At 40.5% G+C, this 20523-nt stretch carries 21 protein-coding genes; 13 read left to right on the top strand and 8 right to left on the bottom strand.

What is annotated here, in order from left to right; genetic code table 11:
• Positions 1–6: 6 nt before the first annotated feature.
• From GMD4S_RS00760 to radC, 5 genes are all read left to right on the top strand, one after another.
• Positions 7–1173: a hypothetical protein gene (locus GMD4S_RS00760; protein ID WP_000345295.1), complete on the top strand. Its 1167-nt coding sequence runs from the start codon at positions 7–9 to the stop codon at positions 1171–1173.
• Entirely contained in the window at positions 1166–2641 is a 1476-nt protein-coding gene (locus GMD4S_RS00755; RefSeq protein WP_000070715.1) for a hypothetical protein, read from the top strand. The genes GMD4S_RS00760 and GMD4S_RS00755 overlap by 8 nt, the downstream gene beginning before the upstream one ends.
• Positions 2642–2814: 173 nt before the next feature.
• The gene (locus GMD4S_RS00750; protein WP_000845303.1) at positions 2815–4485 is read left to right on the top strand and encodes a formate--tetrahydrofolate ligase; all 1671 of its coding nucleotides are present in this window, start codon (positions 2815–2817) and stop codon (positions 4483–4485) included.
• Between the two features lie 183 nt (positions 4486–4668).
• Positions 4669–6960, top strand: a complete 2292-nt coding sequence (pcrA, locus tag GMD4S_RS00745; protein ID WP_000992895.1) for a DNA helicase PcrA — start codon at positions 4669–4671, stop codon at positions 6958–6960.
• 42 nt (positions 6961–7002) lie between these two features.
• On the top strand, positions 7003–7683 hold the full coding sequence (gene radC / locus GMD4S_RS00740) for a RadC family protein (RefSeq protein ID WP_000286949.1): 681 nt from the start codon (positions 7003–7005) through the stop codon (positions 7681–7683).
• Here the strand turns inward: radC and GMD4S_RS00735 are convergent.
• The 7 genes from GMD4S_RS00735 to GMD4S_RS00705 form a co-directional block, all read right to left on the bottom strand.
• The gene (locus GMD4S_RS00735) at positions 7680–8369 is read right to left on the bottom strand and encodes a gamma-glutamyl-gamma-aminobutyrate hydrolase family protein (RefSeq protein WP_000743322.1); all 690 of its coding nucleotides are present in this window, start codon (positions 8367–8369) and stop codon (positions 7680–7682) included. The two genes, radC and GMD4S_RS00735, sit on opposite strands and share 4 nt — an antisense overlap.
• Before the next feature lie 15 nt (positions 8370–8384).
• Complete coding sequence (locus GMD4S_RS00730) at positions 8385–9026, bottom strand: redox-sensing transcriptional repressor Rex (RefSeq protein WP_000653408.1); 642 nt, start codon at positions 9024–9026, stop codon at positions 8385–8387.
• A gap of 82 nt (positions 9027–9108) precedes the next feature.
• Positions 9109–9324 (bottom strand): DUF4649 family protein, encoded by a 216-nt coding sequence (locus tag GMD4S_RS00725; protein WP_000286094.1) that lies wholly within the window; start codon positions 9322–9324, stop codon positions 9109–9111.
• Between the two features lie 6 nt (positions 9325–9330).
• Entirely contained in the window at positions 9331–9678 is a 348-nt protein-coding gene (locus tag GMD4S_RS00720) for a DUF1831 domain-containing protein (protein ID WP_000863523.1), read from the bottom strand.
• Positions 9679–9682: 4 nt separating this feature from the next.
• Complete coding sequence (locus GMD4S_RS00715; RefSeq protein ID WP_000639677.1) at positions 9683–10798, bottom strand: cysteine desulfurase family protein; 1116 nt, start codon at positions 10796–10798, stop codon at positions 9683–9685.
• Between the two features lie 9 nt (positions 10799–10807).
• Positions 10808–11767 (bottom strand): ribose-phosphate diphosphokinase, encoded by a 960-nt coding sequence (locus tag GMD4S_RS00710; protein ID WP_001283843.1) that lies wholly within the window; start codon positions 11765–11767, stop codon positions 10808–10810.
• A gap of 111 nt (positions 11768–11878) precedes the next feature.
• Complete coding sequence (locus GMD4S_RS00705; RefSeq protein WP_000681304.1) at positions 11879–12448, bottom strand: CYTH domain-containing protein; 570 nt, start codon at positions 12446–12448, stop codon at positions 11879–11881.
• A gap of 128 nt (positions 12449–12576) precedes the next feature.
• Between GMD4S_RS00705 and GMD4S_RS00700 the strand changes: the two genes are divergently transcribed.
• The 8 genes from GMD4S_RS00700 to GMD4S_RS00665 all read left to right on the top strand — a co-directional run bounded on the left by GMD4S_RS00700 (position 12577) and on the right by GMD4S_RS00665 (position 20139).
• The gene (locus GMD4S_RS00700; protein WP_000151547.1) at positions 12577–13248 is read left to right on the top strand and encodes a GTP pyrophosphokinase; all 672 of its coding nucleotides are present in this window, start codon (positions 12577–12579) and stop codon (positions 13246–13248) included.
• On the top strand, positions 13232–14050 hold the full coding sequence (locus GMD4S_RS00695) for an NAD kinase (protein WP_000799063.1): 819 nt from the start codon (positions 13232–13234) through the stop codon (positions 14048–14050). The genes GMD4S_RS00700 and GMD4S_RS00695 overlap by 17 nt, the downstream gene beginning before the upstream one ends.
• The gene (locus GMD4S_RS00690) at positions 14047–14943 is read left to right on the top strand and encodes an RluA family pseudouridine synthase (protein ID WP_001210022.1); all 897 of its coding nucleotides are present in this window, start codon (positions 14047–14049) and stop codon (positions 14941–14943) included. The genes GMD4S_RS00695 and GMD4S_RS00690 overlap by 4 nt, the downstream gene beginning before the upstream one ends.
• A gap of 43 nt (positions 14944–14986) precedes the next feature.
• Complete coding sequence (gene pta, locus GMD4S_RS00685; RefSeq protein WP_000451560.1) at positions 14987–15961, top strand: phosphate acetyltransferase; 975 nt, start codon at positions 14987–14989, stop codon at positions 15959–15961.
• Positions 15962–16043: 82 nt separating this feature from the next.
• A complete protein-coding gene (gene mutY, locus GMD4S_RS00680; RefSeq protein WP_000886131.1) occupies positions 16044–17222 on the top strand; it encodes an A/G-specific adenine glycosylase in 1179 nt (392 codons plus the stop codon).
• A gap of 56 nt (positions 17223–17278) precedes the next feature.
• Positions 17279–17986, top strand: a complete 708-nt coding sequence (yycF, locus tag GMD4S_RS00675) for a response regulator YycF (RefSeq protein ID WP_000722056.1) — start codon at positions 17279–17281, stop codon at positions 17984–17986.
• A complete protein-coding gene (gene vicK / locus GMD4S_RS00670) occupies positions 17979–19328 on the top strand; it encodes a cell wall metabolism sensor histidine kinase VicK (protein ID WP_000568717.1) in 1350 nt (449 codons plus the stop codon). The genes yycF and vicK overlap by 8 nt, the downstream gene beginning before the upstream one ends.
• Position 19329: 1 nt before the next feature.
• Positions 19330–20139, top strand: a complete 810-nt coding sequence (locus GMD4S_RS00665; RefSeq protein ID WP_001290607.1) for an MBL fold metallo-hydrolase — start codon at positions 19330–19332, stop codon at positions 20137–20139.
• A gap of 33 nt (positions 20140–20172) precedes the next feature.
• Here the strand turns inward: GMD4S_RS00665 and GMD4S_RS00660 are convergent, their stop codons facing one another.
• The gene (locus tag GMD4S_RS00660) at positions 20173–20520 is read right to left on the bottom strand and encodes a thioredoxin (RefSeq protein ID WP_000434656.1); all 348 of its coding nucleotides are present in this window, start codon (positions 20518–20520) and stop codon (positions 20173–20175) included.
• Positions 20521–20523: the final 3 nt, after the last annotated feature.

Here is a 20523-nt window from a genome sequence, read left to right as displayed (position 1 = left end):
ATTATTATGGATTTTTTTAAATTTGCAGACAACATTGCAAAGGAAGCTGGTAAAGTACTGAATGATGTCGGTTCTGCTACTAGCGAAGCTTTAAATGAAGCGAGTAAATTTACTGGAGAAGTTATTACTGAATCTGTAAAAACTATAGGTGAAGTATCAAGCCAAGTTGGTAATGTTGTCTCAGATGTCTCAGTGAAAGCTGTTGGAGTTGCCGGAGATGTAGCACATCAGATAACAAATGTGACTTCTGAAACATTTAACGAAGCTGGGAAAATAGCGAATAATACAAAAGAACAAATTGAATCGGTAGACCTTTTTAATTCTAAACTAAGACAAGAAGCTGTTGATGGATATAATGAAGCTATTAGTTGTTATAATGAGGAAGCGGATAGCTTGGCTAATAAATCAATAGAGCTTTATCAAGTTAGGGACAAAGCTATCAAAGTTGTAAAAATTGTTGAAGAAAGAATTAACAAACTAGCAAATAAACCAAAAGAGTTTGAAACAAAATTAGAAGCAATTGATGTTGAAATTCAGAATTTTGAAGATAAGCAAATTGCTATTTCACAGTCAATTAAGGAAGCTGAATTAGCAAGTGGTAGCACAGCGGCTACGGCTTCACTTAGCGCATTAGGAGTAACAGTTGCAACTTTAGGGCCTACTGCCGCTATGGGTGTTGCAACTACATTTGGTGTTGCATCAACAGGTACTGCAATTTCAAGTTTGACAGGTGCTGCAGCAAATAGCGCCGCTCTGGCTTGGTTAGGTGGTGGAAGTGTAGCAGCTGGTGGCGGTGGAGTGGCAGCCGGTAACGCATTTTTGGCATTGGCTGGTCCTGTCGGTTGGGGAATTGCAGGCGCTATGTTGACCGCTTCTGTTGGGGCGGGTGTAGTAGCTAATAGGAAAAATGAAGAAGTTGCAAAAGAGGCTATAGAGGAACAGAAAAAGGTAGAATTGTTGGCTAGACAACTTAAAGAAAAAGTAATAGAAGTTACGGAATTAATAGAACTAACTGAAAAACAAACAGAAGGAATTTATTTAGCCAATTTATCTTTAACTGGAATGGACTATAGCTTATTTACTGATGACGAAAAATATCAAGCAGGTGCTTTAGTGAATTCAACTCTATCATTGACTGCTATGGTAAATAAGGAAATTAGAATAAATGAGTAACCAGATTTTTAATCAAGCTTTTAACCAAGGTATTGGTGCATATGTCAATTGTTTAAATAACTTGAGAATTCAAGATTTACATAATGCTATGAAAATCATAGAGGATGAAGCACGCAGAGTCATCTTAAACAAGGACAATGCCTCAAAGATTTTAAACTATACGAGAGACAATATTGAAGACGTTATTTTAAAGAAGCGTGGAGGAGATTATGGTGGTCATGGCTTTATCGCTGAATTTGCAGAAGCAGGGATTGTAAATGCGAGGAGAGCCATTGAAGGGTTAAATCCTATTGTCGAAGTATTGAATGATAATGGACCAGCCGATTTATTAATTGGTAGAAATACCATTCAAATGAAGTTTTATGGTAATTTACGTGATGAACTAGCTCAATCGTTTCATTACAGTTCAAAAATGAAAATGATGTTTCCAAAAGATCACGTTCAAGTATTTGAAAAAATAATGGCTGGAGCAAAAGAAGTTGAATTGAATGGCAAGAGATTATCCATTAAACAAATTACGGATATACGCCAAATGATTAATGATATCACTGAAAGCAAGGGACTTACTTCATACAAATATTGGATGAAATCCTCTGCTCTAGATTACAAAGACGCTCAAAAAAATTCAATTCATTCTCTTATAGATTCTGAAGAGAAGAATATTCGTAAAACAGTCAGACTAAAACAACAAGAATTAAATAAAAAAAGATTAGTGACCCAAAAACATGCATTACCAAATTTAAAAGAAGCTAACAAGGTTGCAAGAAACGCAGCTTTTTTACAAGGTGGTTTAGCATTAATGTCGACTGTGTATGGAAAATACATAGAAGGAAAAAGTATCTTTGAATTCGAACAATCCGATTGGTTAGATTGTGGATTGAATTCATTAAAAGGAGTTGCAAGTGGAGCAATATCAGGATATTCAATTTACGGATTAACAAATATTTTGGGTATTAGTGCTCCAAATGCCAGTGCTTTAGTAATGGCTACTTATGGGATGATAGATGTTGTTTTGAGATTCAGATCTTCCGAAATAACTCAAGATGAACTTATGAATCTGTTGACATTAAATGTAATAGATGCTTCCTTTGCTACAATTGGTGCTTGTATTGGTCAGATCATGATTCCAATACCTGTTCTTGGTTCTGTAGTTGGTTCAATATCTACTTCAATAATTTGGGAGATAGGTAAGGGAATATTAAATGAAAGAGAACAAAGGATAATTCAAGATTACAGAGAAAATCTGAATAGTTACATAAAAACTTTAGATGAAAATTATCTTGTCATTTACAACGAAATTATAGAAAAGTATAAAAAATTGGGCGAAATACAAGCATATTCGTTTGATTTGTCAATAAATACTAAACTTAGGTTTGAGTACTCTATTGAGATGGCAGAAAGTTTAGAAATTGAAGATAATAAAATTCTCCATGATTTGTCTGAAATTGATAATTTTTTTCTTGACTAGATTATTTTCACATTCTTTATAGTCTAAAACTATAAAGCCATATAAAATTTTTCAAAGGGCCCTAAAAATCTTGAAATTCAGGATATTTACGAACGTTTAGAGAGTTTATGGATGTTAAAAATCTTGTTTTGTGTTATAATGAATTATCATATTAGAGGTTAGAGGAGTTTTGAATGAAAACAGATATTGAAATCGCACAGAGTATTGAGTTGAATCCAATCGTTGATGTTGTTGAGAAACTTGGTATTTCTTACGACGATTTGGAATTGTACGGGAAGTACAAGGCTAAGCTCAGCTTTGATAAAATTCGTGCAGTTGAGAGCAATCCAGTTGGGAAATTGATCTTGGTTACTGCCATCAATCCAACACCTGCAGGTGAAGGGAAATCAACCATTACCATTGGTCTTGCGGATGCCTTGAACAAGATTGGTAAGAAAACCATGATTGCCATTCGCGAACCGTCTCTTGGCCCAGTAATGGGGATCAAGGGTGGTGCAGCCGGTGGTGGTTATGCTCAAGTGTTGCCAATGGAGGACATCAACCTTCACTTTACTGGGGATATGCATGCCATTACAACTGCTAACAACGCTCTTTCTGCCTTGATTGACAACCACTTACACCAAGGAAATGAGCTGGGAATCGACCAACGTCGTATTCTTTGGAAACGTGTTGTGGACTTGAACGACCGCGCTCTTCGTCATGTGACCGTTGGACTTGGTGGTCCTCTAAATGGTATTCCACGTGAGGATGGTTTCGATATTACTGTTGCTTCAGAAATCATGGCTATTCTTTGCTTGGCTACGGACATCGAGGATTTGAAACGCCGTTTGGCTAACATCGTTATCGGCTATCGCTATGACCGAACACCTGTTTCTGTTGGTGATTTACAGGTTGAGGGAGCGTTAGCATTGATTTTGAAAGATGCTATCAAACCGAACTTGGTTCAGACAATTTACGGTACACCTGCCTTTGTACACGGTGGTCCATTTGCCAATATCGCTCATGGATGTAACTCTGTTTTGGCAACAAGCACAGCCCTTCGCTTGGCTGATTATACTGTTACTGAAGCTGGTTTTGGTGCGGACCTTGGTGCTGAGAAATTCCTTGACATTAAGACACCAAACTTGCCAACATCTCCAGATGCAGTTGTCATCGTTGCAACCCTTCGTGCCCTTAAGATGAATGGTGGTGTAGCTAAGGACGCTTTGACAGAGGAAAATGTAGAAGCAGTTCGTGCAGGTTTTGCTAACTTGAAACGTCACGTTGAAAATATTCGTAAGTTTGGTATTCCAGCAGTTGTTGCGATTAACGAATTTGTTACTGATACAGAAGCTGAAATTGCAGCTTTGAAAGAACTTTGTGCTTCTATTGATGTGCCAGTTGAACTAGCAAGTGTCTGGGCTGATGGGGCAGAAGGTGGTGTAGCACTTGCCGAAACGCTTGTCAAGACAATCTCAGTAAATCCAGCAAACTACACTCGTCTTTATGACAACGACCTTTCTGTCCAAGAAAAGATTGAAAAGATTGTCACTGAAATCTACCGTGGTAGCAAAGTGAACTTTGAGAAGAAAGCTCAAACGCAAATTGCCCAAATCGCTCAAAATGGTTGGGACAAATTGCCAATCTGTATGGCTAAAACTCAATATAGTTTCTCTGATAATCCAAATGCACTTGGAGCACCAGAAAACTTTGAAATTACCATTCGTGAATTGGTACCAAAATTGGGTGCTGGCTTCATCGTTGCTCTTACTGGTGATGTCATGACCATGCCAGGACTTCCAAAACGACCAGCAGCTCTCAACATGGATGTTGAAAGTGACGGAACCGTTCTAGGATTGTTCTAGTAAATTGCAATTGATTTAAATGAGTTTGGAAAAGCTATCCAAACTCATTTTCTTGTCTAGATATGAGGAGTTGTCTTCAGCTGATAATAGAGTTACTTTCTAGACGCAACCGGTCTATGTAAAGATATTTTCCCTGATTTCTGATATAATAGAAACATTGACTTCAAGAGTAAGGAAGAGAAAATGAACGCATTATTGAATGGAATGAATGACCGTCAAGCCGAGGCGGTGCAAACGACAGAAGGGCCCTTGTTAATCATGGCGGGGGCTGGTTCTGGAAAGACTCGTGTTTTAACTCACAGAATCGCTTACTTGATTGATGAAAAGATGGTCAATCCTTGGAATATCTTGGCCATTACCTTTACCAATAAGGCTGCTCGTGAGATGAAGGAGCGTGCCTATGGGCTCAATCCAGCTACTCAGGACTGTCTGATTGCGACCTTTCACTCCATGTGTGTTCGTATCCTACGTCGCGATGCGGATCATATTGGCTACAATCGTAATTTCACCATTGTAGATCCTGGTGAACAGCGAACCCTCATGAAACGAATCCTCAAGCAGTTAAACTTGGATCCTAAAAAGTGGAATGAACGGACCATTTTGGGAACCATTTCCAATGCTAAGAATGACCTGATTGATGATGCCGCATATGCTGCTCAAGCTGGTGATATGTATACGCAAATCGTGGCTCAGTGTTACACAGCCTATCAAAAAGAGCTTCGTCAATCTGAGTCGGTTGACTTTGATGATTTGATTATGCTGACCCTGCGTCTCTTTGATCAGAATCCTGATGTTCTGACCTACTATCAGCAGAAGTTCCAGTACATTCACGTTGATGAGTACCAAGATACCAACCATGCACAGTACCAACTGGTCAAACTTTTGGCTTCACGCTTTAAAAATATCTGCGTGGTCGGTGATGCAGACCAATCTATCTACGGTTGGCGTGGGGCTGATATGCAGAATATCTTGGATTTTGAGAAAGACTACCCTAACGCCAAGGTTGTTTTGTTAGAAGAAAATTATCGTTCAACAAAAACCATTCTCCAAGCCGCCAATGACGTCATCAAAAACAATAAAAATCGTCGTCCTAAGAATCTCTGGACTCAGAATGCGGATGGAGAGCAGATTATTTACTATCGCGCAAATGACGAACAGGATGAGGCTGTTTTTGTAGCAAAAACCATCGATGAACTTGGTCGTAGTCAAAACTTCCTCCACAAGGATTTTGCAGTTCTTTATCGGACTAATGCGCAATCCCGTACCATTGAGGAAGCCCTGCTCAAGTCCAATATTCCTTATACCATGGTTGGTGGGACTAAGTTCTACAGCCGTAAGGAAATCCGTGATATTATCGCTTATCTTAACCTCATTGCCAATTTGAGTGATAATATCAGTTTTGAGCGCATTATCAACGAGCCTAAACGCGGAATTGGCCCAGGAACCGTTGAGAAAATTCGCGGCTTTGCTAATATGCAAGACATGTCTATGCTGGATGCTTCAGCCAATATCATGTTATCAGGAATCAAGGGGAAGGCAGCACAGTCAATTTGGGACTTTGCCAATATGATTTTGGATTTGCGAGAAAAACTGGATCAATTAACTATCACCGAGCTGGTTGAGGCTGTTCTAGAAAAAACAGGTTATATCGATATTCTCAATGCCCAAGCGACCTTAGAAAGCAAGGCTCGGGTTGAAAATATCGAGGAATTTCTATCTGTTACCAAGAATTTTGACGACAATCCTGATAGTCAAGAAGAGGAAACAGGTTTGGACAAACTCAGTCGTTTCTTGAATGACCTTGCCCTGATTGCGGATACGGACTCTGGTAGTCAGGAAACATCGGAAGTGACCTTGATGACCTTGCACGCAGCTAAGGGACTTGAGTTCCCAGTTGTCTTTATCATTGGGATGGAGGAAAATGTCTTTCCACTTAGCCGTGCAGCTGAGGATCCTGATGAACTGGAAGAAGAACGCCGTTTGGCCTATGTCGGTATTACACGCGCAGAAAAGATCCTTTATCTGACCAATGCTAACTCTCGCTTGCTTTTTGGGCGTACCAACTACAATCGTCCAACTCGTTTTATCAATGAAATTAGTTCGGACTTGATTGAATATCAAGGCTTGGCTCGTCCGGCGAATACTAGCTTTAAGGCATCTTATAGCAGTGGTGGAGTGGCCTTTGGTCAAGGTATGAGCCTAGCTCAGGCCCTTCAAGAACGGAAACGGAATGCTGCACCAAGCTCTATCCAGTCAAGTGGTCTTCCGTTTGGACAGTTAGCAGCCGGAAATAAAAAAGATTCAAGCGATACCAACTGGTCTATTGGGGATATTGCTCTCCACAAGAAGTGGGGAGAGGGAACTGTTCTGGAAGTCTCTGGTAGCGGTGATACTCAGGAGTTGAAAATCAATTTCCCAGAAGTGGGGCTGAAAAAACTCTTAGCCAGTGTAGCTCCAATTGAGAAAAAAATCTAATTTTCCATCCTTCTCACGAATAATAAAGTGAGGAGGATTTTTATGTACAGCATTTCATTCCAAGAAGATTCACTTTTGCCTAGAGAAAGACTGGTTAAAGAAGGAGTAGAGGCACTGAGCAATCAAGAATTGCTAGCAATTCTACTCAGAACCGGAACGCGTACGGCCAATGTTTTTGAAATTTCCCAGAGAGTCTTGAATAGTCTTAACAGTCTAACTGATCTGAAAAATATGACCCTGCAGGAATTGCAGAGTCTGTCTGGTATTGGACGGATTAAAGCCATTGAACTACAAGCAGTGATTGAACTGGGACACCGCATTCACAAACATGAAACCCTTGAGATGGAAAGTATTCTCAGTAGTCAAAAGCTAGCCAAGAAAATGCAACAGGAACTTGGCGACAAAAAACAAGAGCACCTAGTGGCGCTCTATCTCAATACTCAAAATCAAATCATCCATCAGCAAACTATTTTTATCGGATCTGCGACACGCAGCATTGCTGAACCGAGGGAAATTCTTCACTATGCCCTCAAGCATATGGCTACCTCCGTGATTCTCGTTCACAATCATCCATCTGGTGCAGTATCTCCTAGTCGAAACGACGATCATGTCACTAAGCTAGTCAAGGAAGCCTGCGAACTGATGGGTATCGTTTTCTTGGACCATCTGATTGTCTCTCACTCGGATTACTTTAGTTACCGTGAAAAGACGAATCTAATTTAGAGTTCATTAACAACATAGTCAAATAGCGTTTTATCTTTGGGGCGATTTTCAAAGAGAAATTCAGGATGCCATTGGACACCAAGATAAGGAAAACCGTCCGTAGTTGTCACAGCCTCGATAACTCCATCTTTAGGATCATGTGCTACAACCTTAAGATTTGAAGCTAAATCTTTAATGCTCTGGTGGTGGAAGGAGTTGATATGAGAGATTTCTCCATAGATCTCTCGGAGAATTGTATCAGGTTCCGTTACGAGGCGTTGTGTTGTGTATTCGGCTGAACAGTCCTGCCAATGATCCTCGATATCTTGGTGAAGCGTGCCTCCCATGGCGACATTGAAAAGTTGAGTACCCCGACAAACAGAGAAAATTGGTTTCTTCTGCTTAATCGCTTCTTTGATAAGTGCTAGTTCAAAAATATCTCTTTGAAGGTGGTAGTCATCACTATCAATAGCCTTTGGTTCACCATAGTATTTTGGATCAACATTTTGCCCACCCGTTAAGATGAGCTTATCAATGATACTGATGTAATGGGTAGCCATTTCTTGATCACCAATCGGTAGGATGATTGGAATTCCGCCAGCGTCCTTGACTCCTTCAACAAAGCCTTTTGCTGCATAGCTCATCATGATGTCATCATCTGGATGAGCTTTTTCATTTCCTGTAATCCCAATAACTGGTTTTTTCATAAATGCTTTCGCTTTCTAATCCTCTTTACGCATAAAATAGAGGAGGGTTTGGAGTTCGCTTGTCAAATCGACATACTGAACGACCACATCTTTTGGGAGGTGAAGGTGAACGGGGGAAAAGCTGAGAATACCTTTTATGCCTGCATCAACCAAAAGATTGGCAACTTCTTGTGATTTAATACTTGGAACTGTTAGGATAGCAGTTTTGACATCTGCTTCTTTGATTTTTTCTTTAATCTGTGAGATACCATAGATTGGAATCCCATCTGGTGTTTGACTTCCAACTTCTGGATGGTCATCTAGGTCAAAGGCCATGATAATTTTCATCTTGTTACGCTCGTGGAATCGGTAGTGGAGAAGGGCATGGCCCATATTTCCAATCCCAACCAGCATAACATTTGTAATTGAGTTATCATTTAGGAGATCCGCAAAAAAATTCATCAATTTTTTGACATCGTAACCAAAACCACGACGACCTAGTTCGCCAAAATAGGAAAAATCCCGACGAACTGTCGCAGAATCGATACCGATAGCCTCTGCAATTTGCTTGGAGTTGGCACGTTCGATTTTTTCTGCATGAAATCTCTTGAAAATTCGATAGTAAAGAGAGAGTCTTTTTGCTGTTGCTTTTGGAATAGCAGACTGTTTATCTTTCACAAAATCACAACCTTTCTATTCTTCTATTTTATAGAAACATTGTGAAAAAATCAACAAAAACAAGAAAAAACTAAGAAATTTCTTAGTTTTTATCTGAAAAATGAACTTGTGATAGAAAACGGTAGAGATCGCCAACCAATCCTTGATAAATCACCTTATCATTCAGCGTTAAGGAGCTGATTAGGAGAGTATCAGGTAGGGTCACACAGCCTGATAGAGATAACATAAGCTCTTCGTAATCCTTATATTCAAGTGTACGTTCTACGTGATAGTTATCTTGATAGGTAAGTCGATACATAGTCAATTATCTTTCTTCTTTAGTGAAGATACCGCGTTCTACTAAACTGTCCATGAGGAAGTAGAATTTTTCCTGATGAATGTGGTTGTCTTCTGATTTAAAGATATTAACCAAACGAAGGCCTGACTTGTCAGTGATGTTGAGTTTAGCACCTGTAAGGTCTTTGTTGATGATGATTTTTAGCTTGAAACCTTCACCGCTGTTGGGTACTTTCTCAAGCAAACGAGTCAGTTCGAAGTTTCCAACTTTTGTTTCAAAGAAAGTATTATCTTTCAGTGTGAACTTTTTGACAGTTGGGCTAAGTGTGTAGTCGTAGCGGCAGTTTTGTAGTTTAATGGTTTTTTCGAATGCCATTAGATTAATCTCCAATAATATTTTTTAAGGTTTGTGCGAGTTGTATCAGTTCATCCTCGGTGTTAAGAGGAGAGAGACTGATACGGACAGATTCTTTCAATCGATGTGAATCTGGTCCATAAAATGCTTCAAGTACATGACTGGTTTGCACAATACCAGCAGTACAAGCCGAACCGGTAGAAATTGAAATTCCTTCAAGATCTAACCGAAGTAAAAGTAAATCATTTTTCTGACCAGGAAAACCGATATTAAAAACATAAGGCAGTTGGTCTTGACTTTCATTGAGATAGTAGTCTAAATCGGAAATCTCTTTTAGAAAAATAGATTTAAGTGCGCTTAGTTTTTGGTAATGCTCAACTTGGTCATTCAAATCCTCTTTGAGAGCAGAGACCATACCTACAATGGCAGCGAGGTTTTCTGTTCCAGCCCGTTTCTTTTGTTCTTGGTCTCCACCGTGAAGGTAGGAATCAAAGTCCGCGGAAGAAGCATAAAGAAATCCGACTCCTTTTGGTCCATGGAATTTGTGGGCAGAAGCGCTGAGGAAATCAATTCCTAACTCCTCTGGATGGATAGGAATTTTCCCAATAGCTTGAACAGCATCTACATGATATGCAGCAGGATGATCTTTTAAAATACGTCCAATCTCAGCGATAGGTAAGAGACTTCCTGTTTCATTATTAGCATACATGGTGGAAACGAGGATGGTATCGTCACGTAAGGCTTCTTGAATTTGCTGGGCAGTTATTTCTTGATTTACTGGTTGGATGATAGTTGCTTCAAAACCAAAATGTTGAACCAGATAATCGATAGTCTCAAGCACAGAATGGTGTTCAATAGCTGTAGTAATGATATGTTTTCCACGTTCTTGATGACGGAGACAATAGCCGATAATGGCTGTATTGTTACTTTCTGTACCGCCAGATGTAAAAAAGATATGTTGAGGTTTGGTTCCTAGTAAGTGGGCTAAGTCTTGACGAGCTTCTCGCAAGAGTTTGCCAGCCTGCCGACCATGACTATGAATACTAGAAGGATTACCATGAGTTTCTTGCATGACCTTGGTCATTTCAGAAATAGCTACTGCTGACATAGGAGTTGTAGCAGCATTGTCCAAATAAATCAAAGAATCACCTTATTTCTTTTTGTTGTAAGCAAAGAGTGGGCTGACTGGTTTTCTTTCATGGATGCGGACGATAGCATCTCCGATTAATTCGCTAGCAGTAATGTAACATACATTTTCTGGAGTCCTTTCTTTGGTCGCTACTGAGTCTGTCACAAGGATTTCTTTGATGTTTGTAGCGTCAAGAAGGTCTGCTGCCCCTTCAACAAATAAACCGTGACTAGATACTGCATAAATCTCAGTTGCGCCTTCACGTTCAACGATTTTGGCTGCTTCAGAGAAAGTACGACCAGTATTTAGGATATCGTCAATCAAGATAGCCTTTTTGCCTTCAACATCCCCAATGATATAGCCTTCGTTACGATCAGAATCGTCTTGGGCGTAGTCAATGATAGCGATAGGAGCATCAAGGTATTCAGCCAAACTACGTGCACGTTTAACACCAGAGTTCTTTGGACTAACCACAACAACATCAGAACCAAGAAGCCCTTTATCACAGTAGTGCTTAGCAAATAGAGGAACAGTATAAAGATTGTCTACAGGAATGTCAAAGAAACCTTGGACCTGAACAGCGTGGAGGTCAAGCGTTAGAACACGGCTTACACCAGCTTTGACAAGCATATTGGCAACTAGTTTTGCAGTGAGGGGTTCGCGAGAAGAAGCGATACGATCCTGACGCGCATAACCAAAGTAAGGGAGGACAACGTTGATACTATGAGCACTTGCACGTACACAAGCGTCAACCATGATTAACAACTCCATCAAGTGGTTGCTAACAGGGTAGCTGGTTGACTGGATGATGTAGACGTCGTAACCACGGACACTTTCTTCAATGTTGACCTGGATTTCGCCGTCAGAAAATTGACGAGAGGATAATTTCCCGAGAGGTACACCAACTGTATCCGCAATCTTTTGAGCGATTTCATGGTTAGAGTTTAGGGTGAAAAGTTTCATGTTGTTTCTATCTGACATTATAGACCGTCCTCTGTAAACTTTGTGAATCTTCTTTGAGAAAGTTTTGTTTTTCAAAGCCAGATTCTTTTATTTTTATCTTTTCTATTTTACCAAAAAAAGGAGATTATTTCAGCTTTTTTTCATGCTTTTAATAAAACGAATTAATTTTGAAGGAGCTTTCTGATAGGTTATCTGATTTTCATCTAAAAATCTCTGAAAATCTTCTTTCCCTTTTTCATGGTCGGTGACTTCAAGTTCGAGTTCATAGTCCGTCTGGTCAAAGTATTGACTTTCATCTAAGGCCATTAAGCCAATCTCAGTTTTCATTTCATAACGAAGGGTGGAAAGGCAACCTAGAACAAGCCAGTCATGGCTTTCGATGCCAATCTTAGAGAGCTTCTCTAGAACGAGACCTGGAGGTAGTTTTGGTTTTTCTAGGTACGATTCAGCTTCTGGAAGAGTTAGTTTCTGGTTGTATTCCATATTTCCTACAGTTTGAGGCACTTTTAAGGTCAATTCCGCCCAATCTGCAAAAGTGCGAATGCGCATGGCAACCTTCTTTTCACGCAATTGGAAATCTGGTGTGTCAATGTAGTAGTTCTTCTGAAGAACGGGTTGGATATGGGAAAACTGTTTTTTTAGATGATCATATTCCTCTTTTTTCAGAAGTGTTTTCAATTCTATTTCTAAATGTTTCATTTTTTCAACCTTTTCTATATCTTTGAAAGCGATTTATGGTATAATGGACAATGTATTTATTGTATACGAATGTACTGAAAAAATCAAAGATTTTCGACAGAGCAATCAAACATTACAAGGGAGAAAGTATGACCATAGAATGGGAAGATTTTTTAGATCCTTACATTCAGGCTGTTGGTGAATTGAAGATTAAACTTCGGGGGATTCGCAAACAGTATCGTAAGCAAAACAAGCATTCTCCGATTGAGTTTGTAACGGGTCGTGTCAAACCGATTGAAAGTATCAAAGAAAAAATGGCTCGTCGAGGAATAACTTATGCAAGTCTAGAACACGATCTGCAAGACATTGCTGGTTTACGTGTCATGGTTCAGTTTGTTGATGACGTTAAAGAGGTAGTTGAGATTCTACGTAAACGCCAAGATATGAGAATCGTTCAGGAACGAGATTATATCACTCATCGTAAGGCTTCGGGCTATCGTTCTTATCACGTGGTTGTCGAATACACGGTTGATACGATCAACGGGGCGAAGACGATTTTGGCGGAGATACAAATACGGACTTTGGCCATGAATTTCTGGGCTACGATTGAACACTCACTCAATTATAAGTATCAGGGTGATTTTCCAGAAGAAATCAGAAAAAGACTGGAAATCACAGCGAAAATAGCCTATCAACTGGATGAAGAAATGGGTAAGATTCGTGATGATATCCAGGAAGCGCAGGCTCTCTTTGATCCATTGAGCAGAAAACTAAACGATGGTGTAGGAAATAGTGACGATACAGATGAAGAATACAGGTAAACGAGTTGACCTCATAGCAAATAGAAAACCACAGAGTCAGAAGGTTTTGCATGAGCTAAGGGAAAAACTAAAGAAACAACATTTTATACTGAACGATACCAATCCCGATATCGTCATTTCCATTGGTGGTGACGGGATGCTTTTGTCTGCCTTTCACAAGTATGAGAATCAGTTAGACAAGGTTCGATTTGTAGGTGTTCATACAGGGCATTTGGGTTTTTACACAGATTATCGTGATTTTGAGCTGGATCAATTGGTGACCAATCTTTTACTAGATACTGGAGCCAAAGTTTCTTATCCAGTCTTGAATGTTAAGGTAACGCTTGAAAATGGAGAGGTGAAAATCTTCCGTGCTTTAAATGAAGCGAGTATCCGTCGATCAGACCGCACCATGGTTGCGGATATCATCATTAACCATGTTCCGTTTGAGAGATTTCGTGGAGATGGAGTGACTGTTTCAACGCCGACGGGAAGTACCGCCTACAACAAATCCTTGGGTGGAGCTGTCTTACATCCTACCATTGAAGCCTTGCAGTTGACGGAAATAGCAAGCCTTAATAATAGAGTCTATCGCACTTTGGGATCATCGATCATTATTCCCAAAAAAGATAAGATTGAACTTTTGCCGACACGCAATGATTACCATACGATATCAGTCGATAACAGCGTCTATTCCTTCCGTAATATCGAACGGATAGAGTATCAAATCGACCATCACAAGATTCACTTCGTAGCGACTCCAAGCCACACTAGTTTCTGGAATCGTGTCAAAGATGCCTTCATCGGCGAGGTGGATGAATGAGGTTCGAATTTCTCGCAGATGAGCACGTCAAAGTCAAAACATTCCTCAAGAAACATGAGGTTTCTAAGGGACTTTTGGCTAAGATTAAGTTTCGAGGTGGGGCTATTCTGGTCAATGGCCAACCTCAAAATGCGACTTATCTCTTAGATATTGGAGACAGGGTAACTATTGACATTCCAGCGGAGGAAGGGTTTGAGAGTCTTGAAACAATTGAGCGTCCACTGGATATTCTCTATGAGGATGATCATTTTCTGGTTTTGAATAAACCTTATGGAGTAGCTTCCATCCCCAGTGTCAATCATTCCAATACCATTGCGAATTTTATCAAGGGCTATTATGTCAAGCAAAACTATGAAAACCAGCAAGTTCACATCGTGACTAGGCTTGATAGAGATACATCTGGTTTGATGCTTTTTGCCAAGCACGGCTACGCTCATGCACGTTTAGACAAGCAACTGCAACGAAAGTTTATCGAAAAAAGGTATTTTGCACTTGTTAAAGGAGATGGTGTCTTGGAGCCAGAGGGGGAGATTATTGCCCCGATTGCGCGTGATGAAGATTCCATTATCACAAGGCGGGTTGCCAAAGGTGGGAAATACGCTCATACGTCTTACAAAGTTGTAGCGTCTTATGGAAATATTCACCTAGTCGATATTCGCCTGCATACTGGACGAACTCATCAGATACGAGTGCATTTTTCCCATATTGGCTTTCCTTTGTTGGGAGACGATTTGTATGGTGGTAGTCTGGATGACGGTATCCAACGTCAGGCTCTGCATTGTCATTATTTATCTTTTTATCATCCTTTTCTAGAGCACGATTTGCAACTAGAAAGCCCCTTACCGGATGATTTCAGCAATCTTATTACTCAGTTATCAACTAATACTCTTTAAAAACTATTTGGAGTATAATTTATTTTCTTAAAGGAGAAAACTCATGGAAGTTTTTGAAAATCTCAAAGCCAACCTGGTTGGCAAAAATGCTCGTATCGTTCTCCCTGAAGGGGAAGAGCCACGTATTCTTCAAGCAACAAAACGCTTGGTAAAAGAAACAGAAGTAATCCCTGTTTTGCTTGGAAACCCTGAAAAAATTAAAATTTATCTCGAAATCGAAGGGATCATGGATGGTTATGAAGTCATTGACCCTCAACACTATCCTCGATTTGAAGAAATGGTTGCTGCTTTAGTAGAGCGTCGTAAGGGCAAAATGACTGAAGAAGAAGCGCGCAAAGTTTTGGTTGAAGATGTCAACTACTTTGGTGTGATGCTAGTCTACTTGGGCTTGGTTGACGGTATGGTATCTGGTGCGATTCACTCAACTGCCTCAACAGTTCGCCCAGCCCTACAAATCATCAAAACTCGTCCAAACGTAACTCGTACTTCAGGTGCCTTCCTTATGGTACGTGGTACAGAACGTTACCTATTTGGAGACTGTGCCATTAACATCAATCCAGATGCAGAAGCCTTGGCTGAAATCGCGATCAATTCAGCAATCACAGCTAAGATGTTTGGTATTGAACCTAAAATTGCTATGCTAAGCTATTCTACTAAAGGTTCAGGATTTGGTGAAAGTGTTGATAAGGTCGTAGAAGCAACTAAAATTGCTCACGACTTGCGTCCCGACCTTGAGATTGATGGGGAGTTGCAATTTGACGCTGCCTTTGTTCCTGAAACTGCAGCTCTAAAAGCTCCAGGAAGTAACGTAGCTGGTCAAGCAAATGTTTTTGTCTTCCCAGGTATCGAAGCCGGAAATATTGGGTACAAGATGGCAGAACGTCTCGGTGGTTTTGCGGCTGTAGGACCTGTTTTGCAAGGTTTGAACAAACCTGTTAACGACCTTTCTCGTGGATGTAATGCAGATGATGTGTACAAGTTGACCCTTATCACAGCAGCTCAAGCAGTTCATCAATAAGATTTAGTCCTCTTTCCCATGGGAAGAGGCTTTTTAGTACTGAGAGAAGGACAGTTAGAGTCTTCTGTGTTATACTAGAGATATGTTAGATTTGAAAGAATATGGTATCGTCATGTGGCCGGAGGAGAAGATTATTTCTTTTCGTGAAAAACTCCTCAATTGGTATGATGAAAACAAGCGAGATTTACCTTGGAGGAGAAGTAAAAATCCTTATCACATCTGGGTATCTGAAATCATGCTCCAGCAGACTAGAGTGGATACAGTTATTCCATACTACGAACGATTCTTGGACTTGTTTCCAACAGTTGAAAGTCTGGCCAATGCCCCTGAAGATCGTTTGTTGAAGGCTTGGGAGGGATTGGGCTATTATTCTCGAGTGCGCAATATGCAGGCTGCAGCCCAGCAGATTATGACTGACTTTGGGGGGCAATTTCCAAATACCTATGAAGGAATTTCTAGTTTAAAAGGGATTGGCCCTTACACTGCGGGAGCTATTTCCAGTATCGCTTTTAATTTGCCTGAGCCAGCGGTTGATGGCAATGTCATGCGGGTTTTGGCACGCTTGTTTGAGGTTGATCATGATATCGGAGTTCCCAGCAATCGCAAAATTTTTCAGGCAATGATGGAAATCTTGATTGACCCGAAACGACCAGGTGACTTTAACCAAGCTCTGATGGATTTAGGGTCTGACATAGAGGCTCCAGTTAACCCTCGACCAGAAGAAAGCCCTGTTAAGGACTTTAGCGCAGCCTATCAGAATGGGACTATGGATGTATATCCAATCAAAGAGCCCAAGAAAAAGCCCCTCCCAATCTATCTCAAGGCTTTGGTTGTACGCAATGACCGTGGGCAATATTTACTAGAGAAAAATGAAAGCGAGAAACTGCTAGCCGGTTTTTGGCATTTCCCCTTGATCGAAGTTGATGATTTCTCAAGTGATGACGATCAGCTAGATCTCTTTTCACAAGTCAAAGAGGAAAGCAGAGCATTTGGACCAAGCCCTCAAGAAAACTTTGAGCAAGATTATGATTTAGAAGTGAATTGGTCCCAGCAAGTATTTGACCAGGTCAAGCATGTATTTAGTCATCGGAAATGGCATATTCAAATCATCGCTGGTCAAGTGACGGAAACAAAACAGTTTTCTGACAGAGAAATTCGCTGGGTTTCTCCTCAGGAGTTTTCTGATTATCCACTTGCGAAACCTCAACAAAAAATTTGGCAGGCTTATAAAACAAATCTTGAAGATGAAGGCCTACAGTAGCCATTTGTGCCTTCTTTACATTTTTTTGTTATAATAGATAAAGAAAAGGTGATAAAATGAAAAAAATATTAATTGTAGATGATGAGAAACCAATCTCAGATATTATTAAGTTTAATATGGCCAAGGAAGGTTATGAAGTTGTAACAGCCTTCAATGGTCGTGAGGCAATCGAGCTATTTGAAGCTGAGCAACCGGATATTATTATCCTCGACTTGATGCTACCTGAAATTGATGGTTTAGAAGTTGCTAAAGCTATTCGTAAGACTAGTAGCGTGCCGATTATCATGCTATCAGCTAAGGATAGCGAATTTGACAAGGTTATTGGTTTAGAGTTAGGTGCAGATGATTATGTTACAAAACCTTTCTCAAACCGTGAGTTGCAGGCTCGTGTTAAGGCCCTTCTTCGTCGTACCGATCTAGTTTCAGTAGATAACCAAGAGTCTGATGAGAAGAAGACGCAACCTTTACAAATTGGTGATTTGGAAATCGTTCCAGATGCTTACGTGGCAAAGAAATATGGTGAGGAATTAGATTTAACCCACCGTGAGTTTGAACTCTTGTATCACTTGGCGTCTCATATTGGACAAGTGATTACGCGTGAACACTTGCTTGAGACTGTATGGGGTTATGACTATTTTGGTGATGTTCGTACTGTGGACGTGACCATTAGACGCTTGCGTGAGAAAATAGAAGATACTCCAAGTCGTCCAGAGTACATTCTCACACGTCGTGGTGTTGGATACTATATGAGAAATAATGATTGAAGATATTAGACAAACTATTCTGACCAGCGATTTTATCTTTATCTTGATTTTACTGGGCTTTATCCTGGTGGTGACCTTGCTGTTACTGGAAAATCGTCGGGATAATATCCGTCTGAAGGAGATAAATCAAAAGGTTAAGGACTTGATTGCAGGTGATTATTCTCAAGTTTTGGACTTGCAAGGAAGTACAGAAATCACCAATATCACCAATAATCTGAACGATTTGTCAGAAGTTATTCGTTTGACCCAAGAAAATCTGGAACAAGAGAGTAAACGATTGAACAATATTCTTTCTTACATGACAGATGGCGTTCTTGCGACCAATCGTCGTGGCCAGATTACTATGATCAACGATATGGCCAAGAAACAGCTCGGTGTGCAGAAAGAAGATGTTCTGAATAAAAGTATCCTTGAATTGCTTAAGATAGAAGATGAGTATGAGCTGCGTGATCTAATTACACAGATTCCTGAGTTGACGATTGACTCCCAGGATGTGAATGGGGAATACCTGAGCCTTCGTGTACGTTTTGCTCTGGTTCGTCGTGAGTCAGGTTTCATCTCTGGTTTGGTTGCCGTTTTACATGATACGACCGAGCAGGAGAAGGAAGAGCGTGAGCGAAGACTCTTTGTTTCGAACGTGAGTCACGAGTTGCGAACTCCTTTGACCAGTGTTAAATCTTATCTTGAAGCCTTGGACGAGGGAGCTCTGTATGATCCTGTTGCTCCTGATTTTATCAAGGTTTCACTCGATGAAACCAACCGTATGATGCGGATGGTGACAGATCTCTTGCATCTCTCTCGTATTGATAATGCGACCACTCAGTTAGATGTGGAATTGATTAATTTTACAGCATTCATCACCTTTATTCTCAACCGCTTTGATAAGATGAGAAGCCAGGATGACGAGAAAAAATATGAGCTTGTCAGAGATTACCCTATTAATTCAGTTTGGATCGAGATTGATACCGATAAGATGACTCAGGTGATTGATAATATTCTTAACAATGCCATTAAGTACTCACCAGATGGTGGGAAAATCACTGTCAGCATGAAAACTACTGATGACCAGATGATTTTATCCATCAAAGACCAAGGTCTAGGTATTCCAAAGCAAGATTTGCCGAAGATTTTTGACCGCTTCTACCGTGTGGATCGTGCAAGAAGCCGGGCTCAAGGTGGAACTGGTCTAGGTCTGGCGATCGCAAAAGAAATCATCAAACAACACAATGGCTTTATATGGGCCAAAAGTGAATACGGTAAGGGCTCAACCTTTACCATAGTGCTCCCTTATGATAAGGATGCCGTAAAAGAAGAAATATGGGAGGACGAAATAGAAGACTAGAATGAGTGAAAAAGGCTTTAAATACAGTATTTTAGCATCAGGTTCCAGTGGAAATTCCTTTTATCTGGAAACCCCAAAAAAGAAAATCCTAGTAGATGCAGGCCTGTCTGGTAAGAAAATTACAAGTCTGCTAGCTGAAATCAATCGCAAACCAGAAGATCTGGATGCGATTTTGATTACGCATGAGCACTCAGACCATATCCATGGAGTCGGTGTCTTGGCTCGTAAATATGGCATGGATCTTTACGCCAATGAAAAGACTTGGCAGGCTATGGAAAATAGTAAGTATCTTGGCAAGGTTGATTCTTCGCAAAAGCATATCTTTGAAATGGGCAAAACCAAAACCTTTGGTGATATCGATATTGAGAGTTTTGGTGTTAGCCATGATGCGGCAGCACCACAGTTTTACCGATTTATGAAAGACGACAAGAGCTTCGTTATGCTGACCGATACAGGTTATGTAAGTGACCGTATGGCAGGAATTGTCGAGAATGCGGACGGCTACCTCATCGAGTCCAACCACGATGTGGAGATTTTGCGAGCAGGATCTTACGCTTGGCGTCTCAAACAGCGAATCCTGTCGGATCTCGGTCACCTCTCTAACGAAGACGGTGCTGAAGCCATGATTCGTGCAATGGGAAATCGAACCAAGAAAATTTATCTTGGTCACTTGTCCAAAGAGAACAATATCAAGGAGCTGGCTCACATGACCATGGTCAACCAGCTAGCCCAAGCGGATTTGGGAGTCGGAGTAGACTTTAAAGTTTACGATACCTCACCAGATACTGCAACACCATTGACAGATATATAAAAAAGAAGGCGAGTGCCTTCTTTTGTTGTTTTTTTACAATCCAGCAAAGTCCTTGATTTCTTGTGCTGACATGGAAGAGTCGCAACGGACATTGATTTGTCCATCAGCAATGTGAACAAATCCTGGTACGGTTGGAATTCCGTAGCGTGAGCGGAATTCTTGTAACTCATTTAGTTGGCTTGGTTCTTCACTGTTGATGAAGTAGATGTGAGCTTTAGTTTCAGCTACGACACCTGCCAAGGTACCAGCAAATTTACGGCAGTAAGGGCAAGTTTTGCGACCGATAAAGAAGGTTGCAGTTTCTTTCTTATCAAGAGCTTCTTGCGCACGCGCAACTGTAGTGACTTCAAGGTCTTTAATGTTTTCTAAAAATTGTTCCATGAG

The organism is Streptococcus sp. GMD4S, assembly GCF_000296955.1.
Note: the sequence above shows the minus strand (reverse complement) of the source record. Positions and strands in the feature narration are given on the sequence as shown.

What these genes read in the sequence shown, in the direction of transcription:
- GMD4S_RS00760 (WP_000345295.1), top strand. Translation starts at nt 7, where the DNA reads ATGGATTTTTTTAAATTTGCAGACAACATTGCAAAGGAAGCTGGTAAA.
- GMD4S_RS00755 (WP_000070715.1), top strand. Translation starts at nt 1,166, where the DNA reads ATGAGTAACCAGATTTTTAATCAAGCTTTTAACCAAGGTATTGGTGCA.
- GMD4S_RS00750 (WP_000845303.1), top strand. Translation starts at nt 2,815, where the DNA reads ATGAAAACAGATATTGAAATCGCACAGAGTATTGAGTTGAATCCAATC.
- pcrA (WP_000992895.1), top strand. Translation starts at nt 4,669, where the DNA reads ATGAACGCATTATTGAATGGAATGAATGACCGTCAAGCCGAGGCGGTG.
- radC (WP_000286949.1), top strand. Translation starts at nt 7,003, where the DNA reads ATGTACAGCATTTCATTCCAAGAAGATTCACTTTTGCCTAGAGAAAGA.
- GMD4S_RS00735 (WP_000743322.1), bottom strand. Translation starts at nt 8,369, where the DNA reads ATGAAAAAACCAGTTATTGGGATTACAGGAAATGAAAAAGCTCATCCA.
- GMD4S_RS00725 (WP_000286094.1), bottom strand. Translation starts at nt 9,324, where the DNA reads ATGTATCGACTTACCTATCAAGATAACTATCACGTAGAACGTACACTT.
- GMD4S_RS00720 (WP_000863523.1), bottom strand. Translation starts at nt 9,678, where the DNA reads ATGGCATTCGAAAAAACCATTAAACTACAAAACTGCCGCTACGACTAC.
- GMD4S_RS00710 (WP_001283843.1), bottom strand. Translation starts at nt 11,767, where the DNA reads ATGTCAGATAGAAACAACATGAAACTTTTCACCCTAAACTCTAACCAT.
- GMD4S_RS00705 (WP_000681304.1), bottom strand. Translation starts at nt 12,448, where the DNA reads ATGAAACATTTAGAAATAGAATTGAAAACACTTCTGAAAAAAGAGGAA.
- GMD4S_RS00700 (WP_000151547.1), top strand. Translation starts at nt 12,577, where the DNA reads ATGACCATAGAATGGGAAGATTTTTTAGATCCTTACATTCAGGCTGTT.
- GMD4S_RS00695 (WP_000799063.1), top strand. Translation starts at nt 13,232, where the DNA reads ATGAAGAATACAGGTAAACGAGTTGACCTCATAGCAAATAGAAAACCA.
- GMD4S_RS00690 (WP_001210022.1), top strand. Translation starts at nt 14,047, where the DNA reads ATGAGGTTCGAATTTCTCGCAGATGAGCACGTCAAAGTCAAAACATTC.
- pta (WP_000451560.1), top strand. Translation starts at nt 14,987, where the DNA reads ATGGAAGTTTTTGAAAATCTCAAAGCCAACCTGGTTGGCAAAAATGCT.
- mutY (WP_000886131.1), top strand. Translation starts at nt 16,044, where the DNA reads ATGTTAGATTTGAAAGAATATGGTATCGTCATGTGGCCGGAGGAGAAG.
- yycF (WP_000722056.1), top strand. Translation starts at nt 17,279, where the DNA reads ATGAAAAAAATATTAATTGTAGATGATGAGAAACCAATCTCAGATATT.
- vicK (WP_000568717.1), top strand. Translation starts at nt 17,979, where the DNA reads ATGATTGAAGATATTAGACAAACTATTCTGACCAGCGATTTTATCTTT.
- GMD4S_RS00665 (WP_001290607.1), top strand. Translation starts at nt 19,330, where the DNA reads ATGAGTGAAAAAGGCTTTAAATACAGTATTTTAGCATCAGGTTCCAGT.
- GMD4S_RS00660 (WP_000434656.1), bottom strand. Translation starts at nt 20,520, where the DNA reads ATGGAACAATTTTTAGAAAACATTAAAGACCTTGAAGTCACTACAGTT.